Below are 25,915 nucleotides of genomic sequence, written 5' to 3'. Positions count from 1 at the left end.
TCTTTGCCGATGCGGCGAAGGGTGGCTCAGCCGGGTTTCACAGCCGTTTTGCGCATCGCTTTGGCGATCATCTCCGCCGTCTCGCCGCCCATTTCGCTGGCGTTCACCAGCCCCTGCACGAAGGGATGACGCCGCAAGAGCGCCGGCAGCGCGACGCAATGGATGCGCCCCGCGCAGGGCGCGGCGAGGGGCAGCACGAAAGCGTCAAAGCGCAGCGGCTCTGACAGCAGATCCGCGCGCGCCAGCGACGGAAACCCGAGGTCCGCCAGCGTCATGGCGCGCTGGCCGCGGGCGTCGATGAGCATCTCGAACAGGCTCTCCTGCCCGCCGTGGCGCACCGAAACACCCTGTGCGCAGGCGGTGATCTGGCCGTCATCACCGGTATGCTCACCAAGCCGCAGCACCTCGAGCACCCCCGCCTCGCGCAGCGCCAGCAGGCGCTTGATCGACGGGTGCGGCACGCAGGCGTAGCAATCGGTGAACAGCGGCTTCAGCGAGGCGTGAAACGCCGCAACCTCGGCATCGCTGAACCTTGGGATGAGCTCCTCGAACAGCTCATGCGCGCGCAGCAGCGCGCTGCGCCATGGCGTTGGGGTCTTGCTGGCGACGGTCTCTTCGGCCTCTACAAGATTGGCACGGGCCCAATCGAAAGGATCCGCCGCGAGGCGCTCGGCGAAATAGCCGTGGCAAAACTCTTGGCAGGGCACGTCTGGCCCGCCGAGGCCAGCCAGCCACGCCGGATCCGCCGCCTGCAGGTCCGCAACGAAGGCCCGATAGGCGCGGTCGAGCAGAGCGCCCTCCTCCGTGCCAGAGACCTCCAGGCCAGAGACCTCCGCGCAGATACCCGCCAAACGGGGCAGCTCGGGCAGCGGCAGATCGTACCAGTAATCCGCCTCGGGCAGCAGCCCCTTGCGGGACATGAGGCTGAGCAGGAACGGCGCCCGCCCCTCTTGCGCGACATAGCGCATCTGCCCGCCCTCTTCGCAAAAGCGCCCGCGGGCCGAGGCGATGGTCACGGCGACATCGATGGCCGACAGCGAGGTGCCCAGCACGCCGATCCGCTGCTGCGGCAGCCGGGTCAGCTTTTCGGCGGGCCAAGGCGAATGCAGCACCGCCCCGCCCGCGCACGTCCGGTCCGGCCAGCGGTGCCCGGTGGCCAGCACCGCATCCGCATAGAGCGCCTTCGACGCGCTGCCCGGACTGCGCCACGCCAGCTCGATGCCCGCGGCGCGCGGCGCGATGTCGGTGACCGTGTGGTGCAGGTGAAGCTCGATCCGGTGCCCCTGCCGCCGCCCAAGCGCGATCACATCCGACATCTGCGCGGTGAAATAGGCCCCAAGCGCAAGGCGGGGATAAAACGCCTCGTCGCTGATCTGGGCCGCGCGCAGCCCCAAGCGCGCCAGATCCGATGTGTCGAGCCCGCGCAGCCAGTCGTTGAGCGAGGTCAGAACCGGCGGCAGCTCGCGGCTGGCGATGTTCGACAGCATGACCGGCGCGTTCATATCAGCGCTATAAGGCATCCCCGGACCGGCGGCGCTGCCCTTCTCAAAGATGTCCACATGCAGCCGCGACGGTGCCTGCCGCAGCAAAGCGGCGAGCGTGTAGACCCCGGTCGGGCCAGCACCGACGATCGCGACGCGATGGGCCGCAGGCGGGCGGGGGCGCGGCGGCCTCACGGGCCGATTGCCACGCGATCTCAGGGGGATGGGGTTTTCATAGGCCATGCGCGATCTCCGCCGAATGGAGGGTGGATGGGGGGCACCAAGGGCAACTGGGAACAGACCCGCGGGTGGGGGCACGCGCCGCCTATTGCGCGGCACTGGTCTTTGCAGAGCAGGCGCAGCGGAACTGCGGATCAAACGCCCCCTCCGCTGAGAACAGCAGCCGCTGCGCCCGCCCCCCGAGGCTGCGGGTCAGCGCGAGGCCCTCCGCCTCGGGTGTGAGGCGGGTGCTGCCCTTGGTGAAAAGCTCGGGGTCGGCGCGCCGCAGCGCCACAAGCTCTTTCAGCAGCGCGGTCTTGCGCCAGCCAAACACCGAGATCGGCGCGGCGGGGTCGAGCGGCGTGCGGTTGTCCGGGTCGGTCAGATCGAAGCTGCCCTTTTCGCTGCCCTGATAGATGTCCGGCACGCCCGGCATGAAGACGCGCAGGGCGAGCTGCGTCAGCGACAGCCCCTCGCCCATCGCCCCAAGCTTGCGCAGCGCCTCGGGCGGATCCGCCCGCCACTGCGCCAGAAGCGCCCGCCCGAAGTCTGCCGCCTGCGCCTCGGCGTCCTCGTCGGGGTCGTGCCAGTCGGTGAGTTCCTTGGCCTCGCGCAGCGCCTTCTCGAGGTGCTCCGCCAGCCGGTCCTCGAGGTCCGCGCGGTCCGGATCCCAAAGCGCGATGGCCGATTGCAGGATGTACCAGCGCACCGAACCGTCGGGCGGGTTCGGCCCTTGCAGTCGGGCGGCCTGCGCCCAGAGAACGGCGGCTTCCTCCGGCAGATGCGTCAGCGCGATGAGCCGCGCGCGGGCATCCTCGCCGCGTTTGGTGTCATGGCTCGATCCCAGCGACAGCGCCTGCGGCCAAAGGCGGGCGCGCTCGGTGCAATAGTCTTCGAACTCCGCCGGGGTCAGCGGCGGGGCATCGGGCTCGGATCCGACCTCGGCCTCGGCGAGACAGCGGGTGTGGCGGTAAAAGGCGGTGTCCTCCTGCGCCTTGGCGACCACCGCGCCGGTCACCTGCTGAAAGCGCCGGACGAAGGCGCGGCCAGCGCGGCCTTTCGGGGCGGCGAGCCGCGCGTGCAGCCGGTCCAGCATCTGGCGGTCGGGCAGCGTGGCGGCGGCCTCTTCGGCGGTCTGGGTCAGCAGCTGCAGATCCTCGGCACTCGGGCCGTCGCTGTCAATGTAACTGCGGTAACGCGGGAAGGCGACGAGCAGCGCGCGCAGCGCCTCTTTGATCTGCTCGGGCTTGACCAACGCGGCGTCCTCCTCGGCGTCGGTCTCGTTCAGCGCCTGCAGCGCGATGCGGGTCAGTTCCGACAGTTCCGCCGCCAGATCCTCCGACAGGATCTGATGCCGCGCGGCGCGGCAGGCCGCCGCATAGTCGCCCTTGGCCCCGGTCGCGCCGCGCCACATCCGGTCGAGCCGGTCCATCCCCTCGGCGTCCAGCAGCAGCCGGGTGATCCGGTCGTTGGCCTCATAGCCGGTGGTGCCGGTGACCGGCCAATGCTGCAGCCGTTCCTCGCCGGTGAGGATTTTCTCGATCCAGATCGGCAGTTTCGGCCCCACCTCCTGCCGCAGGCGCCGCAGGTATTCGGCGGGATCGGCGAGCCCGTCCACATGGTCGATCCGCAGCCCATGCGCCAAGCCCTCGCGCACCAGCGAAAGCGGCAGGGCGCTCATCGCCTCAAACACCTCGGGCAGTTCAATCCGCATGCCGATGAGGCTGGTGATGTTGAAAAACCGCCGGTGGGTCAGGCGCTTGCGCTCGCGCACCCAGTGGCGCAGATGCCAATGCTGGCGGTCCAGCACGTCCGCAGGATCGCCGCTTTCGGCACTGCCGGGGGCGAGCGGCAGCCAGCCGCCCTGCCATGTGATGCGCTGCCCGCCAGCGTCGATCTTAAATGCGCCCTGCTGCAGCATCTCGTCTTTCGGCTGCGGCAGCAGCGGCAGGATCAGCCCCTCGGCCCAGTCGACGTCGAAATACTTGGCAAAGCGGCTCTCGGCGCCATGGGTCAGCGCATCCACAAGCCATGGGTTTTCTGTGCTGAGCACCGTGTGATTGGGCACGAGGTCGAGCACGATGTCGAGACCATGTGCCTCCGCCGCCGTCACGAGGCGCTCATAACCGGAGCGCCCGCCAAGCACCGGGTCGATCTCGGCGGGGTTGGCCACGTCGTAGCCATGGGTCGAGCCGCTCTGCGCCGTGAAGATCGGCGAGAGGTAAAGATGGCTCACCCCCAGATCGGCGATATAGGGCAAAAGCTGCGCGGCGCGCCCAAAATCGACACCCTGACGAAGTTGCAGCCTATAGGTCGCGATAAGAGGTCTCACGCGGTGATCTCCACTTCGATGGCAAAGGGATCAAGGGTCGGATCGCCGAGCCGAAACTCGGCGCGCGGCAGCCCCTGCGCGCCGGTGGCGGGCTCTCCCAACGACAGCAGCATGCTGATCTCGCCCGCCGCGAAGGGCCAGCGCACCGCATAGGCCCGCGCGCCAAGCCGCGTGACCGCGCCCAGCCCAAGCTTGCCCGAGCTGAGCAGCGGCACGATCTTGCGCGCGCGCAGCTCCAGCAGATCGCGGGTCAGATCGCGCCACGCCGCCGCCCGCGCCGGGTCTGATGCGGGATAGGGGCGCGAGGCCTCCAGCGCCTCCGGGCCGGTGGGGTCGGGCATGCCCGACAGATCATAGCCGATGCGGGTCAATTCGGCGCCGCGGCCCTTGCGCACCGCCGCGCGCCCGGCCTCGTCGGGGGGATCGCAGAAGAACAGAAAAGGCGCCTCGCTGCCCTCTTCCTCGCCCATGAACAGCATCGGCACGAAGGGCATCAGCAAAAGCGCCGCATGCAGCACCCGCGCCGGGCCGTCGCCGATCAGCGAGATCAGCCGCTCGCCAAGCGCGCGGTTGCCGATCTGGTCGTGGGTCTGATTGGCGTTGACGAAAGCGGTCCACGGCAGATGCGCGGCAGGCGCGCCCCGCGGTTCTTCGGGATGGGGCTGGCCCTCGTCCACCTGCCCGCGGCTCAGCGCCTTGGCGACATCGTCAAAGGGATCCTCGGCAAAGCGGCTGTAATAGCCATGGGTCTCGCCGGTGACCGCCACATGCATCGCATTGTGCCAATCGTCGTTCCATTCGGCGTCGAACCCGGCCTCGCGCAGATGCGGCAGATTGCGCTCGTCCTCGCAGATCAGATGCACCGGCCGCCCCAGATCGAGCGCATGGATCTCGGCGGCAAGTTGGCGCATGAAACGCTGGTCCTGTCCGTCGCGGATTTCATGCACCGCGTCGAAGCGAAACCCGTCGAGCCGGTACTCCCGCAGCCAGCCCAAGGCGGCGTCACTGAAGAACGCCTGCACCTCGGGCCGCTCGAAGGCGATGCCGTCGCCCCAGGGCGTCGGGCGCTGGTTGAAGAACTCGGGCGCATAACTAGGGAGCAGATTTCCGAAGGGGCCGAAGTGGTTCATCACCAGATCGAGGATCACCATCATGCCAAGGCTTTGGGCCCGCGCCACCAGATCGCGCAGTTCGTCGGGCGTGCCATAGGCCGGATGCGGCGCGCGGATCAGCACGCCGTCATAGCCCCAGCCGCGGCGTCCGGCGAATTGCGAGACCGGCATGATCTCGATGGCGGTGATGCCTAGGCTGGCGAGATCCGGCAGGCGGCGGGCGGCGGCGGCAAATGTGCCCTCGGGGGTAAACGCCCCCACGTGCAGCTCAAAGATCACCGCCTCTTCCAGCGGCCGCCCCTGCCATGGCGTGCCCCAGTCGTAGCGCGCGGGATCGACGGTGAGCGATGGCCCCTCAACGCCGCCAAGCTGGGCGCGCGCCGCCGGGTCGGGCACATCCCGCCCGTCGATCCTGAAGAGATAGGCCATGCCAGCCCGCGCGGGCAGCCGCACGCTCCAGACCCCCGCCTCGCTGCGCATGGCGATCTCGCGGCCCTCGAGCAACAGTTGCACCCGCCGCGCCTTGGGTGCCCAGAGGCCGAAGGACCACAGGCCATCCCCGTCCGCATGAGCGCCCCACCGCGGCTGCATGGTCAGACCCCTCCTGCGCCCGCAGCGCCGCTGCGATCGCGCAGCACCGCCACCGATTGCGCCCCCACGGTGATCTCGGGTCCGGGGCGCTCTGCGCAGGTGATCTCGTCGCTCCCGGTGTCGTCGCGTCCGGTGTCGAGGATAAGCTCCCACGCCCCGTCGGGCAGGGTGAAGGTGCAGGACTCGCCGCCGTTGATCAGGATCAGCAGATCCGGGCAGTCTTCCTGATGGTGCCGCAGCCCCATGGCGAAAAGCCCGCCGTCCTGCCAATCGCGCTCGGACATCTCGCGCCCCTCGGGATGCAGCCAGATGCTCTCGGTCGCCTCGGGGCGCGGCCAGAACCCATAGGGCGCCAGATGCCCGCGCCACTCGCGGCGCAGCGCGGTCAGCGCCGAGACCGTCTCGACCAGCCCCGGACGCGCCGCCTCCCAGTTGATCCAGGTGGTCTCATTGTCCTGACAATAGGCGTTGTTGTTGCCGCTTTGGGTCTGGCCCATCTCGTCGCCCGCCAGCAGCATCGGCACCCCATGCGACAGGAACAGCGTCGCCAGCATGCCCTTCACCCGCCGCGTGCGCGCGGCAAGGATGCCGGGATCGTCGGTGGCGCCCTCATGGCCCATATTGTCCGACAGATTGTGGTTGTGGCCGTCGCGGCCATCCTCGCCGTTCGCCTCGTTGTGCTTGTCGTTGTACGAGACCGTGTCCCAAAGGGTGAAGCCGTCATGGGCGGCGATGAAGTTGACCGAAGAGGTGGCCGGGCGGTGCGAGTGGTTGAACTGCACCGGGCTGCCCATCAGTCGCTCCGAGAGGCCGCCAAGCTTGCCCGGCTCGCGCTTCCAGAAGCCGCGCACGTCGTCGCGGAACTTGTCGTTCCACTCGCGGAAGGGCCACGGGAAGCCGCCCACCTGATAGCCGCCCTCGCCCACGTCCCAAGGCTCGGCGATCAGCTTGATCTGGCTCAGCACCGGGTCTTGCCGGATGGCGTTGAAGAAGGCGCCCTCGCGCTCGAAGCCATCGGGCTCGCGCGCCAGCGTCGACGCCAGATCAAAGCGGAAGCCGTCGACGTGAAAGGCCTCGACCCAATAGCGCAGGCTGTCCATCACCATGCGCAGCACCATCGGATGCGCGACGTTGAGCGTGTTGCCGGTGCCGGTGGTGTCAAAGCCGTGGCGGCGGTTCTCGGGCGACAGCAGATAGTAGCTGGCGTTGTCGATGCCCTTGAACGACAGGGTCGGGCCAAGCTCGTTGCCCTCGGCGGTGTGGTTGTAGACCACATCGAGGATCACCTCGATCCCGGCGGCGTGGAAGCGTTTCACCGCGGCGCGCACCTCGCGCACATCCTCGGTCGCCAGATAGGTGCGGTTCGGCGCAAAGAACCCCAGCGTGTTATAGCCCCAGTAGTTGCGCAGCCCTTTCTCAATCAGATGCCGGTCCTGCACCATGGCGTGGATCGGCAGCAGTTCGATCGTCGTGACGCCAAGCTTTTGCAGATGCTCGATGATCGGGTCGGAGGCGAGCGCGCGGAAGGTGCCCCGGTCGGCCTGCACCACGCCCGGATGGCGCATGGTCAGCCCCTTCACATGCGCCTCATAGATCACCGTATCGCGCCAGCGCACCTGCGGCGCGGCATCCGCCTCCCAGTCGAACACCGGGTCAGCAACCACCGCCTTGGGCATGAAAGGCGCGCTGTCGCGGGTGTCAAGATCCAGATCCGAGCCGCCCACCGGATAGGCAAACAGTGCATCGTCCCAGGTTAGCTGACCGCGCATCGCCATGGCGTAAGGGTCGAGCAACAGTTTGTGCGGGTTGAAGCGATGGCCGCTTTCCGGCTCGAACGGCCCATGCACCCGGTAGCCATAGGCCTGCCCCGGCCCGAGGTCGGGACAATAGCCAAAGAAGATGCCGCCCTCGGCGCGGGGCAGCTCCAGCCGGGTCAGCTCCTGCGCGCCAGCCTCGTCGAACAGGCACAGCTCGACGTTTTCTGCATGGTCGGAGAAGAGCGCGAAGTTGGTGCCCTCCCCGTCGAAGCGGGCCCCCAACTGGTCCGGGCGGGACCGGGCTGGGTCGATAGAGACGTCACGCGGATCGATCATGTCAGCCTTCCAAGCTGGTGAGAGCGGTCATCCGGGGCACCCGGTGGATGGGGGCCCTTGCTGTGGTCTTGCGCAGGGCGGCGTTGCGCCGGTCCATCATCTCGGCGGTGATCAGCAGCGTGCCCTCGGGAGTTCTGCGGAAGAAACGCGCATCCTCTTCGGCGTCATAGCCCGCGCGGAACCCATCCGGCAGCCGCACGCCAGAGCCGACGATGGCGTTCCTGATCTGGCATCGCCTGCCGATCTTGCTGCCGGGCAGGAACACCGTGCCCTCGGCGATGCTGTCGATACAGTCGGTCTGCGCGCGCTGCATGGTCTTGGGCAGCGCCACCGGCGGCACCTCGGCGGCGAAATCAAGCTGCGCGCGCCGATAGGCGTCGAGCGAGCCCACGTCGCGCCAATAGGCGCTTTGGCCGTCGCTGCTGTCGGGCAGCCGGTAGACCGACAGCGCCGCCTCGCGCAGCGCCAGCGGCAGGATGTCCTGCCCGAAGTCATGCCGCGTGGCCGGGCGACCGGGCGCTTCGCGCAGCACCTGCTTGAGCCAGATCCAGTCGAACACATAGATGCCGGTCGAGGCCAGCGCACGCTCGGGGTCGTCCTGCATAGGCTGCGGCTCGGCGGGCTTTTCGGCAAAGCCAAAGACCTCGCCATCCGCATCGAGATCGAAGATGCCAAAGCCGCGCGCCTGCGACAGCGGCACCGGCGTCGCCGCGACGGTGACCGGCAGGGCGTGCCCGCGGTGATGGGCGAGCAGCTGCTCAAGGTCGATGTCGAGCACATGATCGCCCGAAAGCACCATGACGTCGCGCGGCGCATAGGCGTCGAGCGCGGTGATATTGCAGCGCAGCGCGTCGGCGGTGCCGCGATAGCCATAGGGGCTCAGAAATTCGCCGTCGCGCACCGAAATCCCTTTGGCAAAGCCATGCGCCCAATGCCGATTGAGGTGCTGGCACAGGTCATTGGGGCGATATTGCGTGGCGACGAAGAGGCTTTCGAATTGCGCCCGCTCGGCTGCCGCCAGAATGAAATCGACGATCCGCCCCTCGCCGGATCCAAAGCTGAGGGCAGGTTTGCACTGCGCGCTGGTGAGCTCAAAGAGGCGTGCGCCGCGGCCGCCCGCTAGCAGGAAGGGAAGGCACCGGGAGGTGCTTGGCAAGCTTTTGGAAATCCGCATGAATCATGGCCCTGTCAGGATGCTGAAATGCCCTGCGAAAGATGCGTTCCGCATCTCGCCGCAGAGGTGGTCGAAATGATCAGGCCGGCCGGATGATCCGCAGCAGGAACCCCCCGGCCCGGCTTTGGTTCCTGAAAATATCGGGCGCTTTTGTCGAATTCCGAAGGTCGGATATTTCCGCCCCGGTTTTATTCAGGAAACGCGGTTTTCCCGCACAAATGCAACGCCGGGATGCCTATTTGGAAAGCAGTCTATATGCGGGCGCGTATTCCGCCGCGCCGCGCGCTTCAATAAGGCAGCGCGGCCCGGATCAACAGCGCCACCGCACCGACACAGGCGACCCCGGCCAGCCAGAGCGCAAGGAACCACAAGAGCCGCTTGCCCAGCATCAGTGGTAGCCCTCGGAGGGGTCGATCTTGCCGCGGAACACCCAATAGGCATAGGCGGTATAGGCAAGGATGATCGGGATCAGGATCACCGTGCCGACCAAGGCAAAGCCAAGGCTGCTGTCGGGCGCCGCGGCCTCGACGATGGTCAGCGAGGGCGGCACGATCATCGGGTAAAAGCTGATGCCGATGCCGATGAAGCCCAGCACGAAGAACCCCAGCGCCGAGAAGAACGGCAAATGGTCGCCGCCGCCGCGCAGCCCTTTCCACAGCCCCGCCGCGCAGAGCAGCACAAGCACCGGCACCACCACCACAAAGGCGAGCGAGCCGCCGCTGAACCAGCGCTCGAAGTACACCTCGTCCTGCAACGGGGTGAAGATCGACACCAGCCCAAGGAAAGCCAGCGTCGCCAGCCCGAGCGGTTGCGCGATGCGGCGCATCTTGTCGTGGATGTCACCCTCGAGCTTCATCACCAGCCATGTCGCCCCCAGCAGCGCATAGCCCGTGGCCACCGCCAGCCCGGTCAGCAGCGAGAAGGGCGACAGCCAGTCCCACCAGCCGCCCGCATAGCCGCGGTTCACCACCTCGATGCCCTGCACCAGCCCGCCAAGCGCCATGCCCTGCGCGAAGGCCGCCACCAGCGAGCCGCCGAAAAAGGCGAAATCCCACAGCCGCTTCCAGCGCTTGGTACGCCAGCGGTACTCGAAGGCCACGCCGCGAAAGATCAGCGCCAGCAGCATCAGGATGATCGGCACGTAGAGCGCCGGCATGACCACCGCATAGGCCAAGGGAAAGACCGCAAACAGCCCGCCGCCGCCCAGCACCAGCCATGTCTCGTTGCCATCCCAAATGGGGGCCACCGAGTTCATCATCACGTCGCGGTCCTGCTCGGTCTTGGCCAGCGGAAACAGGATGCCGACGCCAAGGTCGAACCCGTCGAGGATCACATAGACCAGCACCGCAAAGGCGATGATCCCGGCCCAGATGAAGGAAAGCTCCAGTCCGAACATGTCAGTCGCTCCTCTGGTCGCGGGGCTGCGCAGGGCCCGGCATGATCCCCGCCGTGCGGATCGGCCCGTCACGCAGGCCAAGCCGCGGCGTGTCGGGCGCTTTGCGCATCATCTGCAGCAGGTAAAAGATGCCCGCCCCGAAGACGAAGAAATAGACCACGACAAAGCCGATGAGTGAGGTGGTCAGCGCCGGCAGGTCGAGCGGCGAATGGCTGTCGGAGGTGCGCAGCAAGCCGTAAACTGTCCACGGCTGACGCCCGACCTCGGTGGTGATCCAGCCCGCCAGCACTGCGACAAACCCCGTCGGCCCCAGCGCGACCGCGGCGCGCAGCAGCCACGGGTCGTGGTACAGCCAGCCGCGCCAGCGCGCCCACAGCCCCCAGAGCCCGAGGCCAAGGAAGGCAAAGCCAAGCGCCACCATCACCCGGAACGACCAGAAGACGATCCAGACTGGGGGCTGATCCTCGATGGGAAATTCCGACAGCGCGGGGATCTGCCCCTCCCAGCTGTGGGTCAGGATCAGCGAGCCCAGATGCGGGATCTCCAGCGCGTAATCCAGCTCTTGGTTTTCCTGATCGGGGATCGCGAAAAGCACCAGCGGCACGCCGCCCTCATGGCTCTCGAAATGCCCCTCCATGGCGGCCACTTTGGCGGGCTGATGTTCCAGCGTATTGAGCCCGTGCTGGTCGCCCGCGAAAATCTGGATCGGCGCGACGATCACCAGCATCCACATGGCCATCGACAGGCTCTTTTTCGACACCGGATGCCCCGGCGTCTTCAGCAGTTGCCACGCCGAGGCCCCGCCCACCACAAGCGCCGTGGTGAGATAGGCCGCCAGCACCATATGCACCAGCCGGTAGGGGAAAGAGGGGTTGAAGACGATCTGCCACCAATCCTCGGGCACGAACTGGCCATTCTCGGCGATCGAGAACCCGGCGGGCGTGTGCATCCAGCTGTTCACCGCAAGGATCCATGTGGCCGAGATCAGCGTGCCGAAGGCCACCATGAAGGTCGCCAACATGTGCAGCCCGTCGCCCACCCGCTGCCGCCCGAACAGCATGATGCCCAGAAATCCCGCCTCGAGGAAGAAGGCGGTCAGTACCTCATAGGCCATCATCGGCCCGATCACCGGCCCGGCCTTGTCGGAAAACACCGACCAATTGGTGCCGAACTGATAGGACATGACGATGCCCGAGACGACGCCCATGCCGAAGGCGACCGCGAAAATCTTCTTCCAGTAATTGAACAGCGAAAGGTAGCGCCCGTCCTTCGTCCACAGCCACGCGCCGTTGAGCACGGCAAGATAACTGGCCAACCCGATCGAAAACGCCGGGAAGATGATGTGGAACGACACCGTAAAGGCGAACTGGATCCGGGCGAGGATTTCTGCGGACACTTCTGCGGTCATGGGCACTTCCGTCGAAGGTTTGCTTTTATCTGAGCTAGCCCCGCCCGCGTGGATGGCAATCACCGCGCCAAGGAGCGCATCTGTTCGATGGTTTCAAGAGATCGCGCTGCGGGGCTCTGCTCTTGATGTGGGGAGTACGCGGCAGCCCCCGCTTTGGATCACTTTTCCGCCGAGAGTTCTGCCGCAGCCCGGGCGTGGCAAAACGCGCGTTGCGCGGCCTTGCCATCGCGCAGAACATAGACACAAAGTGCATCTTCAGAAGACGGAACCAAAGCCCGCCCTCGGGCTTTCAACATACGGTGCCCGGAGCAACCGGGCCATTCTGCACGAGGAAACGCGCATGTTCGGCAGCCTGTTTTGCAACGTGGTGCAATGGCACGAAGCGGCCATGGCCGGGACCGAGGTGATGATCTCGGCAGCCACCGTCGTCCAGCTTCGCACCATGCAGATGGCGACCGGCGCCATGGCCCCCGCCGAAGCCGCGCGGATGATCGTCGAAAAACCGTCGGCCTTTGCCAGCGCCAGCGAAAACTACCTGCGCGCGCTGGCTTCGAACCGGGGCTATGCGGCGGCGACCCTCGCCGGGCTCGCGCCCTACCAAAGCGCCACCAGCGCCAACGCCAAACGCCTCTCGGGTCTCGACGCGCAGGAAGCCTAACTCACGAGTTCAGCGGGAATTTCACGCTCCACGTCAGACCCTCGCTCGAGTAGTCCGCCTCGATCTCGCCGCTCAGCGTGGATTGCAGCATTGCGCCGGTCAGCGTCGAGCCAAAGCCCTTGCGCGAGGGCGGCAAAACCGCCGGGCCGCCGCGCTCGCGCCAGACGATCTGCAACTCGGTGCCGTCCGGGGACAGCTGCCACGCGATTGTCAGCTTGCCCGCCTCATTCGACAGCGCGCCGTATTTCACCGCGTTCGTCGTCAGCTCGTGGAACGCCAGCGCCAGCGATTGGGCCGCCGAGGCCGGGATCACCACATCCGGCGCGCCGCGCAGAATGATCCGCGTGCCGATCAGCTCGGCAAAATGCGGCAGCTGCGAGCGGACAAGCGCTTCAAGCTCGATGTCCTGCCAGCTGCGCCGCACCAGAAGATCCTGCGCCGCCGACATGCTCTCGAGACGGCTCTGGAACACCGGCAGGAAATCATCGGGCCGCGAGCGCGCCGTCTGACGCGAGATCGCCAAGATCAGCGAGACGAGATTCTTGCTCCGGTGGTTGAGCTCATGCAGCAGCGCGTCGATGGTCTCCTGCGCCTTGCGCGCCTCGGTGACATCCTCGACGATGGCGGCCAGCCCGGACACGCGGCCCGCAGAACGGATCGGAAAGAAATGCTCTTTCCAATAGCGCCGCTCGGAGGGCCGGGCCGGGGTGCTGCCCGAGATCTCCACATCGCGCTTGGCGACGCCGCTGTTCAGGATCTCTTGCAGCAGGCTGGTCACGCCGTCGATATCGACCACATCGGGCAGCAGTTCCTTGGGGGTCTTGCCGATGTGCACTTCGGGCGCCAGACCGTTCATCTCGGCCAACAGCGGGTTGATCTTCACGAACCTCAGATCGCGGTCCCAGATGCCGATGCCGACCGGCGCGTCGTTGAACAGCGCGTCGATCACATCCGCCTCTTCCATGCGCCCGTCGCCGCGCGCCGCCGGAGCCGCACCTTGGCCCGCCGGAAAACTCGAGGCATCGACCACATCGGTCACATCCGTCTCGACGCCCGAGAGCTTGACCGCAGCGCCCGCCGCATCGCGGACAACCACGCCCCGATCCAACACAAAGCGCAGCCGTCCATCGGGGCGCACGATGCGGAACCTGTGCTCGAAACGGTCGGCCTTGGCGCAGACCTCGGCCATCTCTTGGCGGATGCGGTCGCGGTCCTCGGGGTGCACCGAGGTGAAAAACCCCTCGCCGCGATCCGGGGCCTGCGTCAGCCCATAGAGCGCCAGCAGGCCCTTGCTCCACAACAGCCGGTCGCCGGAAAGATGCCACTCATAGCTGCCCGTTCCCGGGATGACCTCGTCAATATCCAGCACGGTTTGTTCCAAAGTGCCCCCTCGGCTGATCTCCAGAACTCCATCTGTGGTCGCGGCGGTGCCAAATAAAGGCCCGCGCGAGATTTGACCCTATCTGCAATCATATGGGGTAAAAAGGACGGAGTTGCGTCACCCCGCATATTCACGCAGCCGTTAAAAGCGCTGCCCGCGAATGCGCCGATCAGAGCCGGCGCGGCCCGCTGCGCCCCCCTGCGCGCGGTCGGTTTCAGAGTTCCCGTTCTCGGCAAAGCCCACTAGGGTCAGCCGCGGATGGAGGGACCCGATGACCAAGCTGCTGAGCCTCAACGATTTTGAAACCCCGGCCCGGCGGCGCCTGCCGCGGCCGCTGTTTGGCTATATCTCCGGCGGCACCGAGACCACCGCCGCCCGCGCCGACAATCGCGGGGTGTTTTCCGAGCACCGTCTGGTGCCCCGCGTGCTGCGCGGCGTCGAGGGGCGCAGCCTGACCCATCCGCTCTTTGGTCGCGACTGGCAGGCCCCGTTTGGCATCGCGCCCATGGGGATCGCCGCGCTGATGGCGCGCGACGGCGATGTGGCCATGGCCCGCGCCGCGCAGGCCGAGGGCATCCCCTATTGTCTCAGCGGCTCGTCCCTCACCCCGCTCGAGCGGGTGCGCGAGGCCAATCCCGACGGCTGGTTTCAGGCCTATCTGCCGGGCGAGGATGACCGCATCCGCGCGCTGATCGAGAGGGTGCGCAAGGCGGGCCACGAGACGCTCGTGCTCACCGCCGACGCCGCGGTTCTGGCCAACCGCGAGAACAACATCCGCTCTGGCTTTTCCACGCCGCTGCGGATCTCGCCGCGGCTGCTGTGGGATTTCGGTCTGCGCCCGCGCTGGGTGTTCGGCACCTTCCTGCGCGACCTGATGACCCACGGCATGCCGCATTTCGAGAACTCCTTCGCCGAGCGCGGCGCGCCGATCATCTCGCAGCGCGCGGCGCGTGATCACGGGCGCAAGGACCACCTGAACTGGCAGCATGTGGCGCTGATCCGCGATCTGTGGAAGGGGCGGCTGGTGATCAAAGGGCTGCTCTCGCCGCTCGATGTGGCCGAGGCGCGCAAGCTGGGCTGCGACGGCGTCATCCTGTCGAACCACGGCGGGCGGCAGCTCGATTACGCGATCAGCGGCGTGCGCGCGCTGGCGGTGGCGCGCGAGGAAGCGGGCGACATGGCGCTGATGGTCGACGGCGGCATCCGGCGCGGCACCGATGTGGTCAAGGCGCTGGCGCTGGGGGCGGATTTCGTCTGGGTCGGGCGGCCCATGCTCTATGCCGCGGTGATCGGCGGCGAGGCGGGCGTGACCAAGGCGATCGGCATCCTCAAGCGCGAGCTGCACCGCGACATCGGCCTGCTGGGGCTGATGAGCCCCAGCGAGGTGTCGGCGGCGCATCTCGAAACGCCAGCTTGAACGCCGGTCGCGGCGGCACCTCGGGGGCGTGGAGCGCGGCAAACACAGCTCCTGATGTTTAGTTGCGGATATGGAAACAATCAGAAGTAAAGCGCTCGCGAAACAAGCAAGGATATTTACAAACTCACAAAGATTATGCTTTGCTCGACATATGACCCCTGCAGGGGCGCAAGATTTAGATCACTGCGGTTTCTTTTCCGCGCGGCCAATTTCCGGTCAGCCTATGGGACACCGCCAATTCAAGGCGCGGCCCTGCACAGTAGATTACTGATTATAAATGATTTTTGTGAGGAACTATGAAGTATCTTGTTGTTGGTGTCGCCGCCGTCTCACTGTTGTCGGCCTGCGGCGGGAGTGGAGGCGGTTCAAATAACTCCACCGGTCTCTCCGAACTCGTATCATTCGTTGAAGATGGCTCTGCCGATGGCACCTATAGCGCCAGCGGCATGGGTGTCTCGACCCGTTACGTCACCAATGCCGACGGCACGGTGACCTCGGTCGAAACGCCGGTCTCGGACCGGAACATCGACGCCTCGCTGACCTTCGAGGACGGCGAGATCGAGGCGATCAGCGTCGAAACCCCCGACGGCACGCTCACCTTCTCGCGCAGCGCGGGCGACACGTTCACCGTGCAGCAGGGCGCGATCACCGCGGTCAGCGCCGATGGCGACCGGATCATGGTCACCGCCGACCCGCTGCAGCAAGGCTATGAGTACCAGAGCTATGGCACATGGCAGACCGGGCTGACCGGCACCACGCGGCTGGCAGGCGCAGGCTCGATCGGCGCGCGCACCAGTGCCAGCCAGATGCCCAGCAGCGGCTCCGCCAGCTACTATGGCGACAGCACCGGGCAGGTGTTCACCGATGGCGAGGTGGCGGTGACCACCTCCTATATCGCCGTGGACACCGATTTCGACACCGTCGAGGTCTATAGCTCGGAAACCGTCACCGCCGATCCGATCACCGGGGTGATCACCGGCTCGCGGTCCGATCTGGACTTCTACGCAGAGGGCAGCGTTTCCGGCACCGGCTTTGCCGCAACCATGGACACGGGCACGCTGACCGGCACGGTCGACGGGCAGTTCTATGGCCCGGATGCGGCTGAGGTGGGGGGCACCTTCTCGGGGACCACCGCCGACAGCACCTATATCGGCGCGTTCGGCGCCATCCAGTGACCATGGCCCGCATAGGCCCCCGTGCGGCGCCGCGCCGCACGGTCCTGCCCCGCCTCGCCACGCTTGCGCTTCTGGCGCTGCTTGGCGGCGGGCTTGGGGCTGGCACGGCGCGGGCGCAGGATATGGCCCCCGCCGCCACGCCAGAAGCCACCCCCGACCCCGCGCAGATCGAGGCGCGCTTTCAGCAGGCGATGACCACCCGCGACCCCGAGGCGGCGGTGCGGCTGCTGCGCCGCATCCTGGCGCAGGATCCGGGACTGGTGCGGGTGCGCCTCGAACTGGCGCGCGCGCTCTTCGAGGCCGGGCAATATGCCCGCTCGCGTGAACAATTCCGCATCGTGCTCTCCAGCCCCGACCTGCCGCCGCAGGTGCGCGACAACGTGCTGCGCTTCATGCGGGCGATCGACGAAAAGCGCGGCTGGCGCGCCGAATACAGCATCGGGCTGCGCGCCCCGCGCGGTGCCGGGCGCAGCTATGACACCGACAGGTTCGATTTCGACCTCGGCGACGGCCCCCTGCCGTTCGAGATGAACCGCCCCGATCCGCCGCTGACCGGGCTGGCGCTGCGCGGCGCGGCGCGGCGGCAATGGCCACTGGCCACGCGCATGGGCGGCGCCACGCTCACCGCCTATCTGCGCGGCGCGGGCGAGATTTATGAGACCGAGGGCGACATCTTCGACGAGGCCAGCGCCGAACTGGCCGCCGGTCTGCAGTTTACCTGGCCGCGCAGCACCGCCTATCTCGAACTGCTGGCGGGCACCGATTACGACGCCTGGGAGATGACCGAGGAGCGCTTCGGGCTTGGCGCCGGGATCAGCTGGCGCAGCGCCTCGGGCCTGACCACCGCGCTCGAGGCCGAGCTGATGGACGTCACGCTTGGCGGCTTTGAGGGCGAGGATGTCACCCGCGCCAGCGCCAGCGCCACGGTGATCAAACCGCTTGGCGGGCGGGCGCAGATCGCCGCCAGCCTCTCGCTGCAGCATCAGGCGGCGTGGCGCGACGATCTTTCCTACGACTACGCCGAGCTGCGCCTCGGCGGGCGCACCGAGGTCGGCGGCGGCTTTCTGCTGGAGCCGTCGGTCTATGCGCTGGCCTTCGAGCAGGTGGCGGCGGGCGCGGGCTTTTCCGAGACCCGCTCCGAACGCGAATACGGGCTGGAGCTGCGCATCGACAAGACCGACACGTTCGTCTTTGGCCGCCTCACCCCCTATGTCGAGATCGCGGCGGCGCGGCGGAGCAGTTCGATCGACGCCTACAGCTATCGCGAGCTGCGCATCGGGGCGGGGCTGAGCAGCGCGTTCTGATCCGCCCTGCCCCGCTTATCCCCCCTGCCCCGCCGCAGGTCACTCGCCCGCGACGCTTTTGCCCGCCTGCGAGCGCAGCCAGCCGCCCATGTCGCGCAGCCGTTCCTCGGCGACGGTGCCAAAGCCGATGGCATGCAGATAGTCGCGCACCAGCCCGCTGCCCGGATCCACCGCCACGGCCACCCCCGCCGCCTCCAGCGCCTCGCCATAGGCCGCGCCGCTGTCGCGCAGCGGATCATGCTCGGCCAGCGCGATATAGGCGGGCGGCAGCCCGGCGTGCGACGATGCCAGAAGCGGCGCAAGCTGCGGGTCATGCGTGCGCAGGCTGGTGTCGGGGCAATATTGCTCCTGCGCCGCCATCAACTGGTCGAGCGTCCAAAGCGGCCCCTCGCGGTTGACCTGCGCCGAGGGCCGCGTGGTGTCGAAATCGCAGATCGGATAGATCAGCAACTGCGCCGCCAGCGGCACGCCCGCATCGCGGCAGCGCAGCGCGGCGACCGCCGCGAGGTTGCCGCCCGCGCCATCGCCGCCGATCGCCAGCTTGCCCGGGTCGATGCCCAGCATCTCGTGCTGCGCCTTGGCCCAAGCGACCACCGCGCCGATCTGCTGCAGCGCCGCCGGATAAGGCGCCTCGGGGGCCAGCGCGTAATCGGCAGAGATCACCAGATAGCCCGACAGCGCCGCCAGCCGGGCGGTGATGTTCCAATGGGTCTCGGGGCTGCCCTGCCGCCACGCGCCGCCGTGCAGATAGATCAACGCCGGCAGCGGCTCGGGCCCCTCGGGGCGGAACAGCCGCACGCGCACCGGCTCGGCCTCGCTGTCGATCCAATGCTCCTCGTCGGTCTCGATCCCCTCGGGGCTGGGCAGCCGCAGCGAGCGCGAGACCGACTCGAAATGCAGCCGCCGCGTCGCCGCATCGCCGTCGGTCGGAAGGCTCGCCCATGTGGCGTCCCATGTCTCGCGGAAGCGGTAGATGTCGGGATGGATCACCCGCGTCTCGGCGATCGGCTTGGCCGAGGCTTCCTCGACCGACAGCCCCGGTTTCATCACGAAGCGCAGCATCATGTCGCCCACATGGCGGCGCAGCTGCTGCTGGCCCTTGGGGGTGAAGAGATCATCGCCGAACAGGCTGGAGAAGGTCGCCCGGTTCGACACGTTGAACACCGCCAGCGCCGAGATATGCCAATGCAGCTCCAGCGCGGTCAGCCCGCGGCGGAACAGCCCGGCGGCGCAGCCGCGCTGATAGATCTCGTCCAAGAGCCGGATCGCCGAGATATTCTGCCCCGCCATATCGCCATCGCTTTGCATGTGGCGCGCGTCATGGATGTTCTCGACCATCACCAGCCGCACGAAATCGCGGTCCTCGGCGTGGTGGTCAAAGGTGAACTCCGCCAGCCGCCGCAGCGCCTCCACCGGGTGCAGGCTGGCCAGTTCCAGCTCGTCCTCGGCGCTGCGCACCCGCGAATAGGCCTCCTGCAGCACCGCGCGGTAGAGCCCCTCCTTGTCGCCGAAGTAATAGTAGATCATCCGTTTCGAGGTCTCGGTGCGCGCCGCGATCTCGTCGATCTTCGCACCGGTGAGCCCGTTGGCCACAAAGGCCTCGCGCGCCACTTTGAGGATATTGGCGCGCACCGCCTCGGGGTTCTGTTTCCAGTTGCGCCGCGCCGGGCTGTCACCATTCGGAGCGGGCTCGCGTTTCTTCACGCTGACATCCTCCATCAAATGTTCTCCAATCAAAATCTGCGACCGCTGAGGCGGGAAACCTCTGCCATCCGAGCCAGCACGGGCCCGGTGTCTGCTTCCGCCGCGCCGGGCGACCCCTCTTCAAACACGCGACAAGCGGTTGCGATGACTTTCTAATGTTCCCCGAACTTGGCTCGGGGCTTGGTGTAATCAAGGTAATGAACGAATTTGTACAAATTAAGGTCTGCGGACCGGCGATGGTCCTGCACACCCCCGCCGCCCTCATTTCACCCCTTGAATCACTGGACGATCCGCAGGGTCACGGGAAGGTCTCATGCCACCAGAGTCTCACAGCGGCTACCTAAAAGTATAGCGAGAATAGTCGCAGGCAACGGGAGCGTGAAGAGATTGTGACACGGGCGTACAATGCACCGGCGGGTCTTTGCCCCAAAATGTCCCACGCTGCCCGCGACTTGAGCAACGGCGCGGCCCCCTCCCCTCAGCCGTGCCGCCCGGTGTCTTCGGCGGCGGCGAGGCTTTCGTTGCCCGACAGCGCCCAGCGGGTCAGCGGGCGGGCCAGCGCGATCAGCACCAGCCCCGCCACCGCGCTGCCGGTGAACAGCCCGTTGAACAGCCCCGGCAGCTCCGAGGGCGTCTCGGTGTCCATGCCCGCCGCGAGCAGCCCGGCAATCAGATTGCCGAGCGACGCGGCGAGGAACCAAAAGCCCATCATCTGGCTGGTGAAACGCTCCGGCGCCAGCCGCGAGAAGGTCGACAGGCCCACCGGGCTCAGCAGCAGCTCGGCGCAGGTGTGGATGAAGAAGGTGCCGATCAGGAACAGCGCCGAGACCTGCACCCCGGTCATCGCCACTTTTGCCGCGGGCACCAGCAGCCAGAAGCCGAGGCCCACCAGCACCAGCGCCAGACCGAATTTCACAAAGACCGAGATCTCCCAGCCGCGGTCCTGCGCCCGCGTCCAGAACCATGCGAACAGCGGCGTCAGCAGGATGATGAACGCCGGGTTGAGGTTCTGGAACCACGAGGCCGGCACCTCAAAGCCCATCAGGTCGCGCCGGGTCAGCTCGGCGGCGAAGATCGACAGCGACGAGCCCGCCTGCTCGAAGCGCGACCAGAAGAGCGCCGCGGCGACAAACAGGATCGCCAGCACGATCATCCGCTTCTTCTCGTCGGCCGACAGCTCGCCCGCGATGTAGATGTTGAGAAAGAACCCCACCGCCACCGTCACGATCAGCACGCCGGTGGCCTGCGCCACACCCTCGGCGCTGCGCACGTCCAGCACCCCGGCGGCGATCAGCGCGCCAAGGATCAGCACCACCGCCGCCGACAGCCCAAGGCTCACCAGACGGTCGCGCCCCGCCTCCGCCGGGTCTTTCTGCGGCGGGCGCGCGCCCTTGCCACGCAGCGAGCCGCGCCCGGCGTGCAGGAAGTTCAGCAGCCCCAGCAGCATCGCCACCGCCGCCGCGCCAAAGCCATAGTGCCAGCCCCAGACCTCGCCCAGATAGCCCGCAACAAAGCCGCCAAGGATCGCGCCGATGTTGATGCCCATGTAGAAGAACGAGAACCCGGCGTCGCGCCCGCCCACGTCATCCTTGGGGTAAAGCTCACCCACCATACTCGAGATATTGGGCTTCAGCAGCCCCGTCCCCAGCGCGATGCAGACCAGCCCGGCCAGGAAAATCCACGCGGTAGAGCCCGAGATCGCCAGCAGGATATGCCCAAGGATGATCACCAGTCCGCCCACGGTGATCGCCCGCCGCGCGCCCCAGAACCGGTCGGCGATCCAGCCGCCGGGCAGCGCGAGGATATAGACCGCCGCCGAGTAGATGCCGTAGATCGCCACCGCCTCGGAGGTCTGCATCCCCATGCCGCCGGTCTCGACGGCGTCGATGAGGTAAAGCACGAGAATGGCGCGCATGCCGTAGAAGCTGAACCGCTCCCACATCTCGACGAGGAAAAGCGCGGGCAGCCCGGCGGGGTATCTGGCAAATCTGGACATGGAAAAGGCCTGAACCGGAAACAATGGCGCGAGACTAGCGCCCAAAATGCCTCAGGGCGAGTGGTTTAGCCATTTCTCGCGCATGACGAGCGGCAGCCTGCCGACCGCGCCCCGCGCTGCCAGACCGCTCAAGAAGGGCTCACGAGAAGGCCCCCCAGAACATGGCGTGCCACACTTCCCGGAAATATCCCCTATGCGGCCAATTTTCGCCCCATTTCCCCCATTGGTTGTGAGCTGTCAGTGTGAGGGGTTGGACGATGATCAGTTCGCAGGTTACTGGGTTCACCGCGGCGGAACAGCCGCAGCCGCTTGAGAGTGGCACCAATGTCGTGGCGCTGCGCGGCGCGCTGGCGCCGCAGGTCCAGCCCGATCTCGAAACCGCCCCCGACACCGCCCGCGAAACCCTCAGCACCCCCGGCCTGCTGGTGGTCGATCTCGACGGCACTCTGGTGCACACCGACACGCTGTTTGAAAGCTTCTGGTCCGCACTTGGCCGCGACTGGCGCGGCGCGCTCGGCGCCGCCCGCGCGCTGCTGCAGGGCCGCGCCGCGGTCAAGCACAGCCTCGCCCAAGCCGCCGCCCTCGAGGCCGAGCATCTGCCCTATGACCGCGCGGTGCTGGCCTATATCGAGGCATGGCGCGCCGAGGGCGGCCGCGCGGTGCTGGTCACCGCCGCCGACCAGAGCATCGCCGATGCGGTCGCCGCCCATACCGGGCTTTTCGACGAGGCGCATGGCTCGGACGGGCAGACCAACCTCAAGGGCGCGCGCAAGGCCGCCTTCATCACCGCGCGCTGGGGTGCCAGCCGCTTTGCCTATATGGGCGATGCCAGCGCCGACCTGCCGATCTGGCAGCACGCCAGCCGCGCCATCACCGTCAACGCCCCCGCCGCACTGCGCCGCCGCTCTGAACGTGTGGCGCAGCACACCGAACATATGCGCACCCGCGGCTTTGCGCTGCGCCCCTATCTCGATGCCCTGCGCCCGCATCAATGGCTGAAGAACCTGCTGGTCTTCCTGCCGATGCTGGCGGCGCATCAACTCTCCGCCGGCAGCCTCGGCCATGCGCTGGCCGCTTTCGCGTCGTTCTGCCTCGTCGCCAGCGCGGTCTATGTGCTCAACGACCTGCTCGACCTCAACTCCGACCGCGCCCACCCGCGCAAGCGCGCCCGGCCCTTCGCCTCGGGCCGCCTGCCGATCGCCCATGGTCCGGCGATGCTGCTGGCGCTTGGCGGCGGCGGGCTGGGGATCGCCATGGCCATGGGGCCGCAGATGCTGGCGGTGATGACCGGCTATATGACCCTGACCACCGCCTATTCGCTCTATCTCAAACGCGCGGCGGTGATCGATATCCTTGCGCTTGCAGGGCTTTACACCATGCGCATGGTGGCGGGCGCTGTGGCGCTGGGGATCGAGCTTTCCGCATGGCTCGCCGCCTTCTCGCTGTTCTTCTTCTTCGCGCTGGCGGCGGTGAAGCGGCAAGCGGAACTGGTCGACCACAAGGCGCGCGGCAAGACCGCCCCCGCCGGGCGCGGCTACAGCACCGACGATCTGCCGATCATCACCATGGTGGGGCTTGGCTCGGGCTATCTGTCGGTGCTGGTGATGGCGCTTTACGTGACCTCGCCCGCGGTGCTGGCGCTTTATTCGATGCCGCAGGCGCTCTGGGGGATTTGCGCGGTGCTGCTCTATTGGGTGACGCGCATGGTGCTGCTCACCCAGCGCGGCCAGATGCATGATGATCCGGTGGTCTTTGCCGCCCGCGACCGCGTCAGCCATCTCTCGGCGCTGGCGATCCTCGGCTTCGGCCTCTGGGCGGCGCTTGGCGAGACGCTCTGGACCGCCCTGACGTGACCCGGCTGAGCCTCCCCACGCTGGTGCTGCGCTATGCGGGCTTTGCCCTGCTGGCGATGGCGGCCAACCTCGGCACACAGCGCGCGGTGCTCGCCTTTGGCGACCCCGAGCAGCTGCTGCTGCCCGCCATCGCGCTTGGCACGCTGATCGGGCTGGCGGTGAAATACGCGCTCGACAAGCGCTGGATCTTCCACGACCGCGGCACCACGCCCCTACCCCGGCAATTCGCCCTCTACAGCCTGATGGGCCTTGCCACCACGGCGCTGTTCTGGGGCACGGAAACCGCCTTCTGGCTGCTCTGGCGCAGCGATGCGGCGCGCGAGCTTGGCGCCGCGCTGGGGCTGAGTGTGGGCTATGTGGTGAAATACCGTCTCGACCGGCGCTTCGTCTTTGCCGTAGCAATGACGGGTGAGGACAGCAACGAGACCCCGCGAGAGGGGCAGGAGCAGGCGGCGTGAAACTGACCGGTTGGGGGCGCTTTGCCCCGCGCGACACCGCGCTGGAGGCCCCGCGCGATGCTCAGGCATTGCGCGCCCTGCTCGCCCGCCCCACAGCCACCGATCCCGCAGCCACCGACAAAGCACAGGGCGGCGCCATCGCCCGCGGCAACGGCCGCGCCTATGGCGATGCGGCGGTCGGCGCCCAGACCACGCTGTCGACCCGGCACCTCAATCGCATGATCGCATTCGATGCGCAGAGCGGCCAGCTGGTGGCCGAGGCCGGGGTGCTGCTGTCGGATGTGATCGACGCCTTTCTACCGCGCGGCTGGTTTCCCATGGTCACCCCCGGCACCCGCTTTGTCACCTTGGGCGGCATGGCGGCGGCGGATGTGCACGGCAAGAACCATCATCTGGACGGCAGCTTCCGCGCCTGCGTCGACTGGCTCGACCTGATGGGCCCCGATGGCGAGAGTCGCCGCTGCAGCCGCACCGAGAATGCCGAGCTGTTTGACTGGACGCTGGGCGGCATGGGGCTCACCGGGGTGATCCTGCGCCTTGCGCTGCGGCTGCTCGCGGTCGAAAGCGGCTGGATCGGCCAGACCACCCTGCCCTGCCCCGACCTCGATGCGGTGCTGCGCGGCTTCGAAGAGCATGAGAGCGCCCCCTATTCCGTGGCATGGATCGACTGCCTCGCCAGCGGCAGCGCGCTTGGCCGTTCGCTGCTGACGCTTGGCCACCATCTGCCGCGCGCCAAGCTTGAGGCCGCGCAGGCCGCCGACCCGTTCGCCAGCGCCAAACGCGGCGCCCGCAAGCTGCCCTTCGATCTGCCGGGGTTTGCGCTCAACCGCCACAGCGTGCGCGGCTTCAACGCGCTCTACTACCGGCGGGGCTGCGCTGCCGCGGGCGCGGGCGTCACCGACTGGCAAAGCTATTTCTACCCGCTCGACGCGATCCTCGGCTGGAACCGCATCTATGGCCGCCGCGGCTTTGTGCAGTTCCAATGCGTGTTGCCCGACGCCAGCGCCCGCGCGGGGCTTGCCGCGCTGCTGAGCGCCACCGCCGAGACCGGCTGCGCCTCTTTTCTTGCGGTGCTGAAACGCTTTGGCGCGCAGGACGGCGCGTTTTCCTTTCCGATGCAGGGCTACACGCTGGCGATGGATTTCCCCGCCAGCCGCCGCGCGCTGGCGCTGCTCGACCGGCTCGACGCCATCACCCTCGACAACGGCGGGCGCTTCTATCTGGCCAAGGATGCCCGGATGCGCGCCGAGACCCTGCACCGCGCCGATCCGCGCGCCGCCGATCTCGCCGCGCTGCGCGCCCGCGCAGGCATGGCCGCCCCGCTGCAATCGGCCCTTTCGCAAAGGCTTTCGCTATGACCTCTCTTCCCCCCGTCCTGATCCTCGGCGCGCGCTCGGACATCGGTCTGGCGGTGGCGCATCGCTTCGCCGCCGCGGGCCATCCGCTGCAACTGGCCGCGCGCCACGCCGACACGCTCGAGCCCGAGCGCGCCGATCTTGCCCTGCGCCACGGGATGAGCGTGACCCTGCATGAGTTCGACGCGCTCGACACTGCCGGGCATGGCGCTTTTGTCGAGGCGCTGCCGCAGCTGCCCGGCATCGCCGTTTGCGCCGTCGGGCTGATGGGCACGCAAGAGCACAGCGCCGCCGAGCCCGAGGCCGCCATCGCGGTGCTGCGCAGCAATTTCGAAGGCCCCGCCAGCATCCTCGCGCATCTCGCCAACCGCTTCGAGGCGCGCGGCTCCGGCACGCTGGTCGGCATCAGCTCGGTCGCGGGCGAGCGCGGGCGGGCGACGAATTACGTCTATGGCGCGGGCAAGGCCGGGTTCACCGCCTTTCTGTCGGGGCTGCGCAACCGCCTCGCCGGGCGCGGGGTGCAGGTGCTGACCGTGCTGCCGGGCTTTGTCACCACCCGCATGACCGAGGGAATGGACCTGCCGCAAAAGCTCACCGCCGCCCCCGAGGAAGTGGCCGAGGCGATCTTCCGCGGCTGCAGCAAAGGCCGCGACGTGATCTATGTGCGCCCGATCTGGCGGGTGATCATGGCGGTGATCCGCGCCATCCCCGAGCGGGTGTTCAAGAAGCTGAGCCTCTGACCCCCCTGCCCTGCCCGCTTTACGCTTCTCCTGCCGACCCCGCCGATCCAAGACCTCGACCCAAGGAC

General features: G+C 67.5%; 19 protein-coding genes. 8 read left to right on the top strand and 11 right to left on the bottom strand.

The genetic code is table 11. From position 1 onward, the window contains the following. Positions 1-26 precede the first annotated feature (26 nt). From ACXAD2_RS01540 to ACXAD2_RS01505, 8 genes are all read right to left on the bottom strand, one after another. On the bottom strand, positions 27-1,676 hold the full coding sequence (locus ACXAD2_RS01540) for an FAD/NAD(P)-binding protein (RefSeq protein WP_475165989.1): 1,650 nt from the start codon (positions 1,674-1,676) through the stop codon (positions 27-29). Positions 1,677-1,806: 130 nt separating this feature from the next. Then, positions 1,807-4,032 carry a malto-oligosyltrehalose synthase gene (gene treY / locus ACXAD2_RS01535; RefSeq protein ID WP_475165987.1) on the bottom strand — a complete coding sequence of 742 codons (2,226 nt, stop codon included), beginning with the start codon at positions 4,030-4,032 and terminating at the stop codon, positions 1,807-1,809. After that, the gene (gene treZ / locus ACXAD2_RS01530) at positions 4,029-5,735 is read right to left on the bottom strand and encodes a malto-oligosyltrehalose trehalohydrolase (protein WP_475165986.1); all 1,707 of its coding nucleotides are present in this window, start codon (positions 5,733-5,735) and stop codon (positions 4,029-4,031) included. Before treZ ends, treY begins: the two co-directional genes overlap by 4 nt. Positions 5,736-5,737: 2 nt before the next feature. Then, a complete protein-coding gene (gene glgX, locus ACXAD2_RS01525) occupies positions 5,738-7,828 on the bottom strand; it encodes a glycogen debranching protein GlgX (protein ID WP_475165984.1) in 2,091 nt (696 codons plus the stop codon). 1 nt (position 7,829) lies between these two features. Beyond that, positions 7,830-9,002 carry a sugar phosphate nucleotidyltransferase gene (locus ACXAD2_RS01520; protein ID WP_475165982.1) on the bottom strand — a complete coding sequence of 391 codons (1,173 nt, stop codon included), beginning with the start codon at positions 9,000-9,002 and terminating at the stop codon, positions 7,830-7,832. A 287-nt stretch (positions 9,003-9,289) separates the two neighbouring features. After that, positions 9,290-9,391 carry a DUF2474 domain-containing protein gene (locus ACXAD2_RS01515; RefSeq protein ID WP_224906600.1) on the bottom strand — a complete coding sequence of 34 codons (102 nt, stop codon included), beginning with the start codon at positions 9,389-9,391 and terminating at the stop codon, positions 9,290-9,292. Further along, entirely contained in the window at positions 9,391-10,398 is a 1,008-nt protein-coding gene (gene cydB / locus ACXAD2_RS01510) for a cytochrome d ubiquinol oxidase subunit II (protein WP_475165978.1), read from the bottom strand. The genes ACXAD2_RS01515 and cydB overlap by 1 nt, the downstream gene beginning before the upstream one ends. 1 nt (position 10,399) lies before the next feature. After that, positions 10,400-11,806 (bottom strand): cytochrome ubiquinol oxidase subunit I, encoded by a 1,407-nt coding sequence (locus tag ACXAD2_RS01505; RefSeq protein ID WP_475165975.1) that lies wholly within the window; start codon positions 11,804-11,806, stop codon positions 10,400-10,402. 340 nt (positions 11,807-12,146) lie between these two features. On the opposite strand from ACXAD2_RS01505, the gene ACXAD2_RS01500 reads away from it, so the two are divergent. Continuing rightward, complete coding sequence (locus ACXAD2_RS01500) at positions 12,147-12,464, top strand: hypothetical protein (protein WP_475165972.1); 318 nt, start codon at positions 12,147-12,149, stop codon at positions 12,462-12,464. A gap of 1 nt (position 12,465) precedes the next feature. On the opposite strand, the gene ACXAD2_RS01495 is transcribed toward ACXAD2_RS01500, so the two are convergent. Next, entirely contained in the window at positions 12,466-13,833 is a 1,368-nt protein-coding gene (locus tag ACXAD2_RS01495) for a PAS domain-containing protein (protein ID WP_475165970.1), read from the bottom strand. Positions 13,834-14,116: 283 nt separating this feature from the next. Here ACXAD2_RS01495 and ACXAD2_RS01490 point away from each other — a divergent pair, with 283 nt between their 5' ends. From ACXAD2_RS01490 to ACXAD2_RS01480, 3 genes are all read left to right on the top strand, one after another. Beyond that, a complete protein-coding gene (locus tag ACXAD2_RS01490; RefSeq protein ID WP_475165968.1) occupies positions 14,117-15,262 on the top strand; it encodes an alpha-hydroxy acid oxidase in 1,146 nt (381 codons plus the stop codon). Positions 15,263-15,558: 296 nt separating this feature from the next. After that, positions 15,559-16,437, top strand: a complete 879-nt coding sequence (locus ACXAD2_RS01485) for a transferrin-binding protein-like solute binding protein (protein ID WP_475165965.1) — start codon at positions 15,559-15,561, stop codon at positions 16,435-16,437. Between the two features lie 2 nt (positions 16,438-16,439). Then, positions 16,440-17,741, top strand: coding sequence for a surface lipoprotein assembly modifier (locus tag ACXAD2_RS01480; protein ID WP_475165961.1), 1,302 nt, complete (start codon positions 16,440-16,442; stop codon positions 17,739-17,741). Between the two features lie 39 nt (positions 17,742-17,780). Here ACXAD2_RS01480 and ACXAD2_RS01475 read toward each other — a convergent pair whose 3' ends face one another. After that, entirely contained in the window at positions 17,781-19,460 is a 1,680-nt protein-coding gene (locus ACXAD2_RS01475) for an alpha/beta hydrolase fold domain-containing protein (RefSeq protein WP_475165959.1), read from the bottom strand. Between the two features lie 463 nt (positions 19,461-19,923). Then, the gene (locus tag ACXAD2_RS01470) at positions 19,924-21,441 is read right to left on the bottom strand and encodes a peptide MFS transporter (protein ID WP_475165955.1); all 1,518 of its coding nucleotides are present in this window, start codon (positions 21,439-21,441) and stop codon (positions 19,924-19,926) included. A gap of 257 nt (positions 21,442-21,698) precedes the next feature. On the opposite strand from ACXAD2_RS01470, the gene ACXAD2_RS01465 reads away from it, so the two are divergent. The 4 genes from ACXAD2_RS01465 to ACXAD2_RS01450 are packed head-to-tail and all read left to right on the top strand — an operon-like array spanning position 21,699 to position 25,847. Further along, positions 21,699-23,294, top strand: a complete 1,596-nt coding sequence (locus ACXAD2_RS01465) for a UbiA family prenyltransferase (protein ID WP_475165953.1) — start codon at positions 21,699-21,701, stop codon at positions 23,292-23,294. Then, entirely contained in the window at positions 23,291-23,752 is a 462-nt protein-coding gene (locus tag ACXAD2_RS01460) for a GtrA family protein (RefSeq protein ID WP_475165950.1), read from the top strand. The genes ACXAD2_RS01465 and ACXAD2_RS01460 overlap by 4 nt, the downstream gene beginning before the upstream one ends. Continuing rightward, positions 23,749-25,110 carry an FAD-binding oxidoreductase gene (locus ACXAD2_RS01455; protein WP_475165946.1) on the top strand — a complete coding sequence of 454 codons (1,362 nt, stop codon included), beginning with the start codon at positions 23,749-23,751 and terminating at the stop codon, positions 25,108-25,110. Before ACXAD2_RS01460 ends, ACXAD2_RS01455 begins: the two co-directional genes overlap by 4 nt. Continuing rightward, positions 25,107-25,847 (top strand): SDR family oxidoreductase, encoded by a 741-nt coding sequence (locus tag ACXAD2_RS01450; RefSeq protein WP_475165945.1) that lies wholly within the window; start codon positions 25,107-25,109, stop codon positions 25,845-25,847. The genes ACXAD2_RS01455 and ACXAD2_RS01450 overlap by 4 nt, the downstream gene beginning before the upstream one ends. The last annotated feature ends 68 nt before the right edge of the window (positions 25,848-25,915 follow it).

Source organism: Salipiger sp. ABN3_019, assembly GCF_056158605.1.
This window is presented reverse-complemented; position numbering and strand designations above follow the sequence as displayed.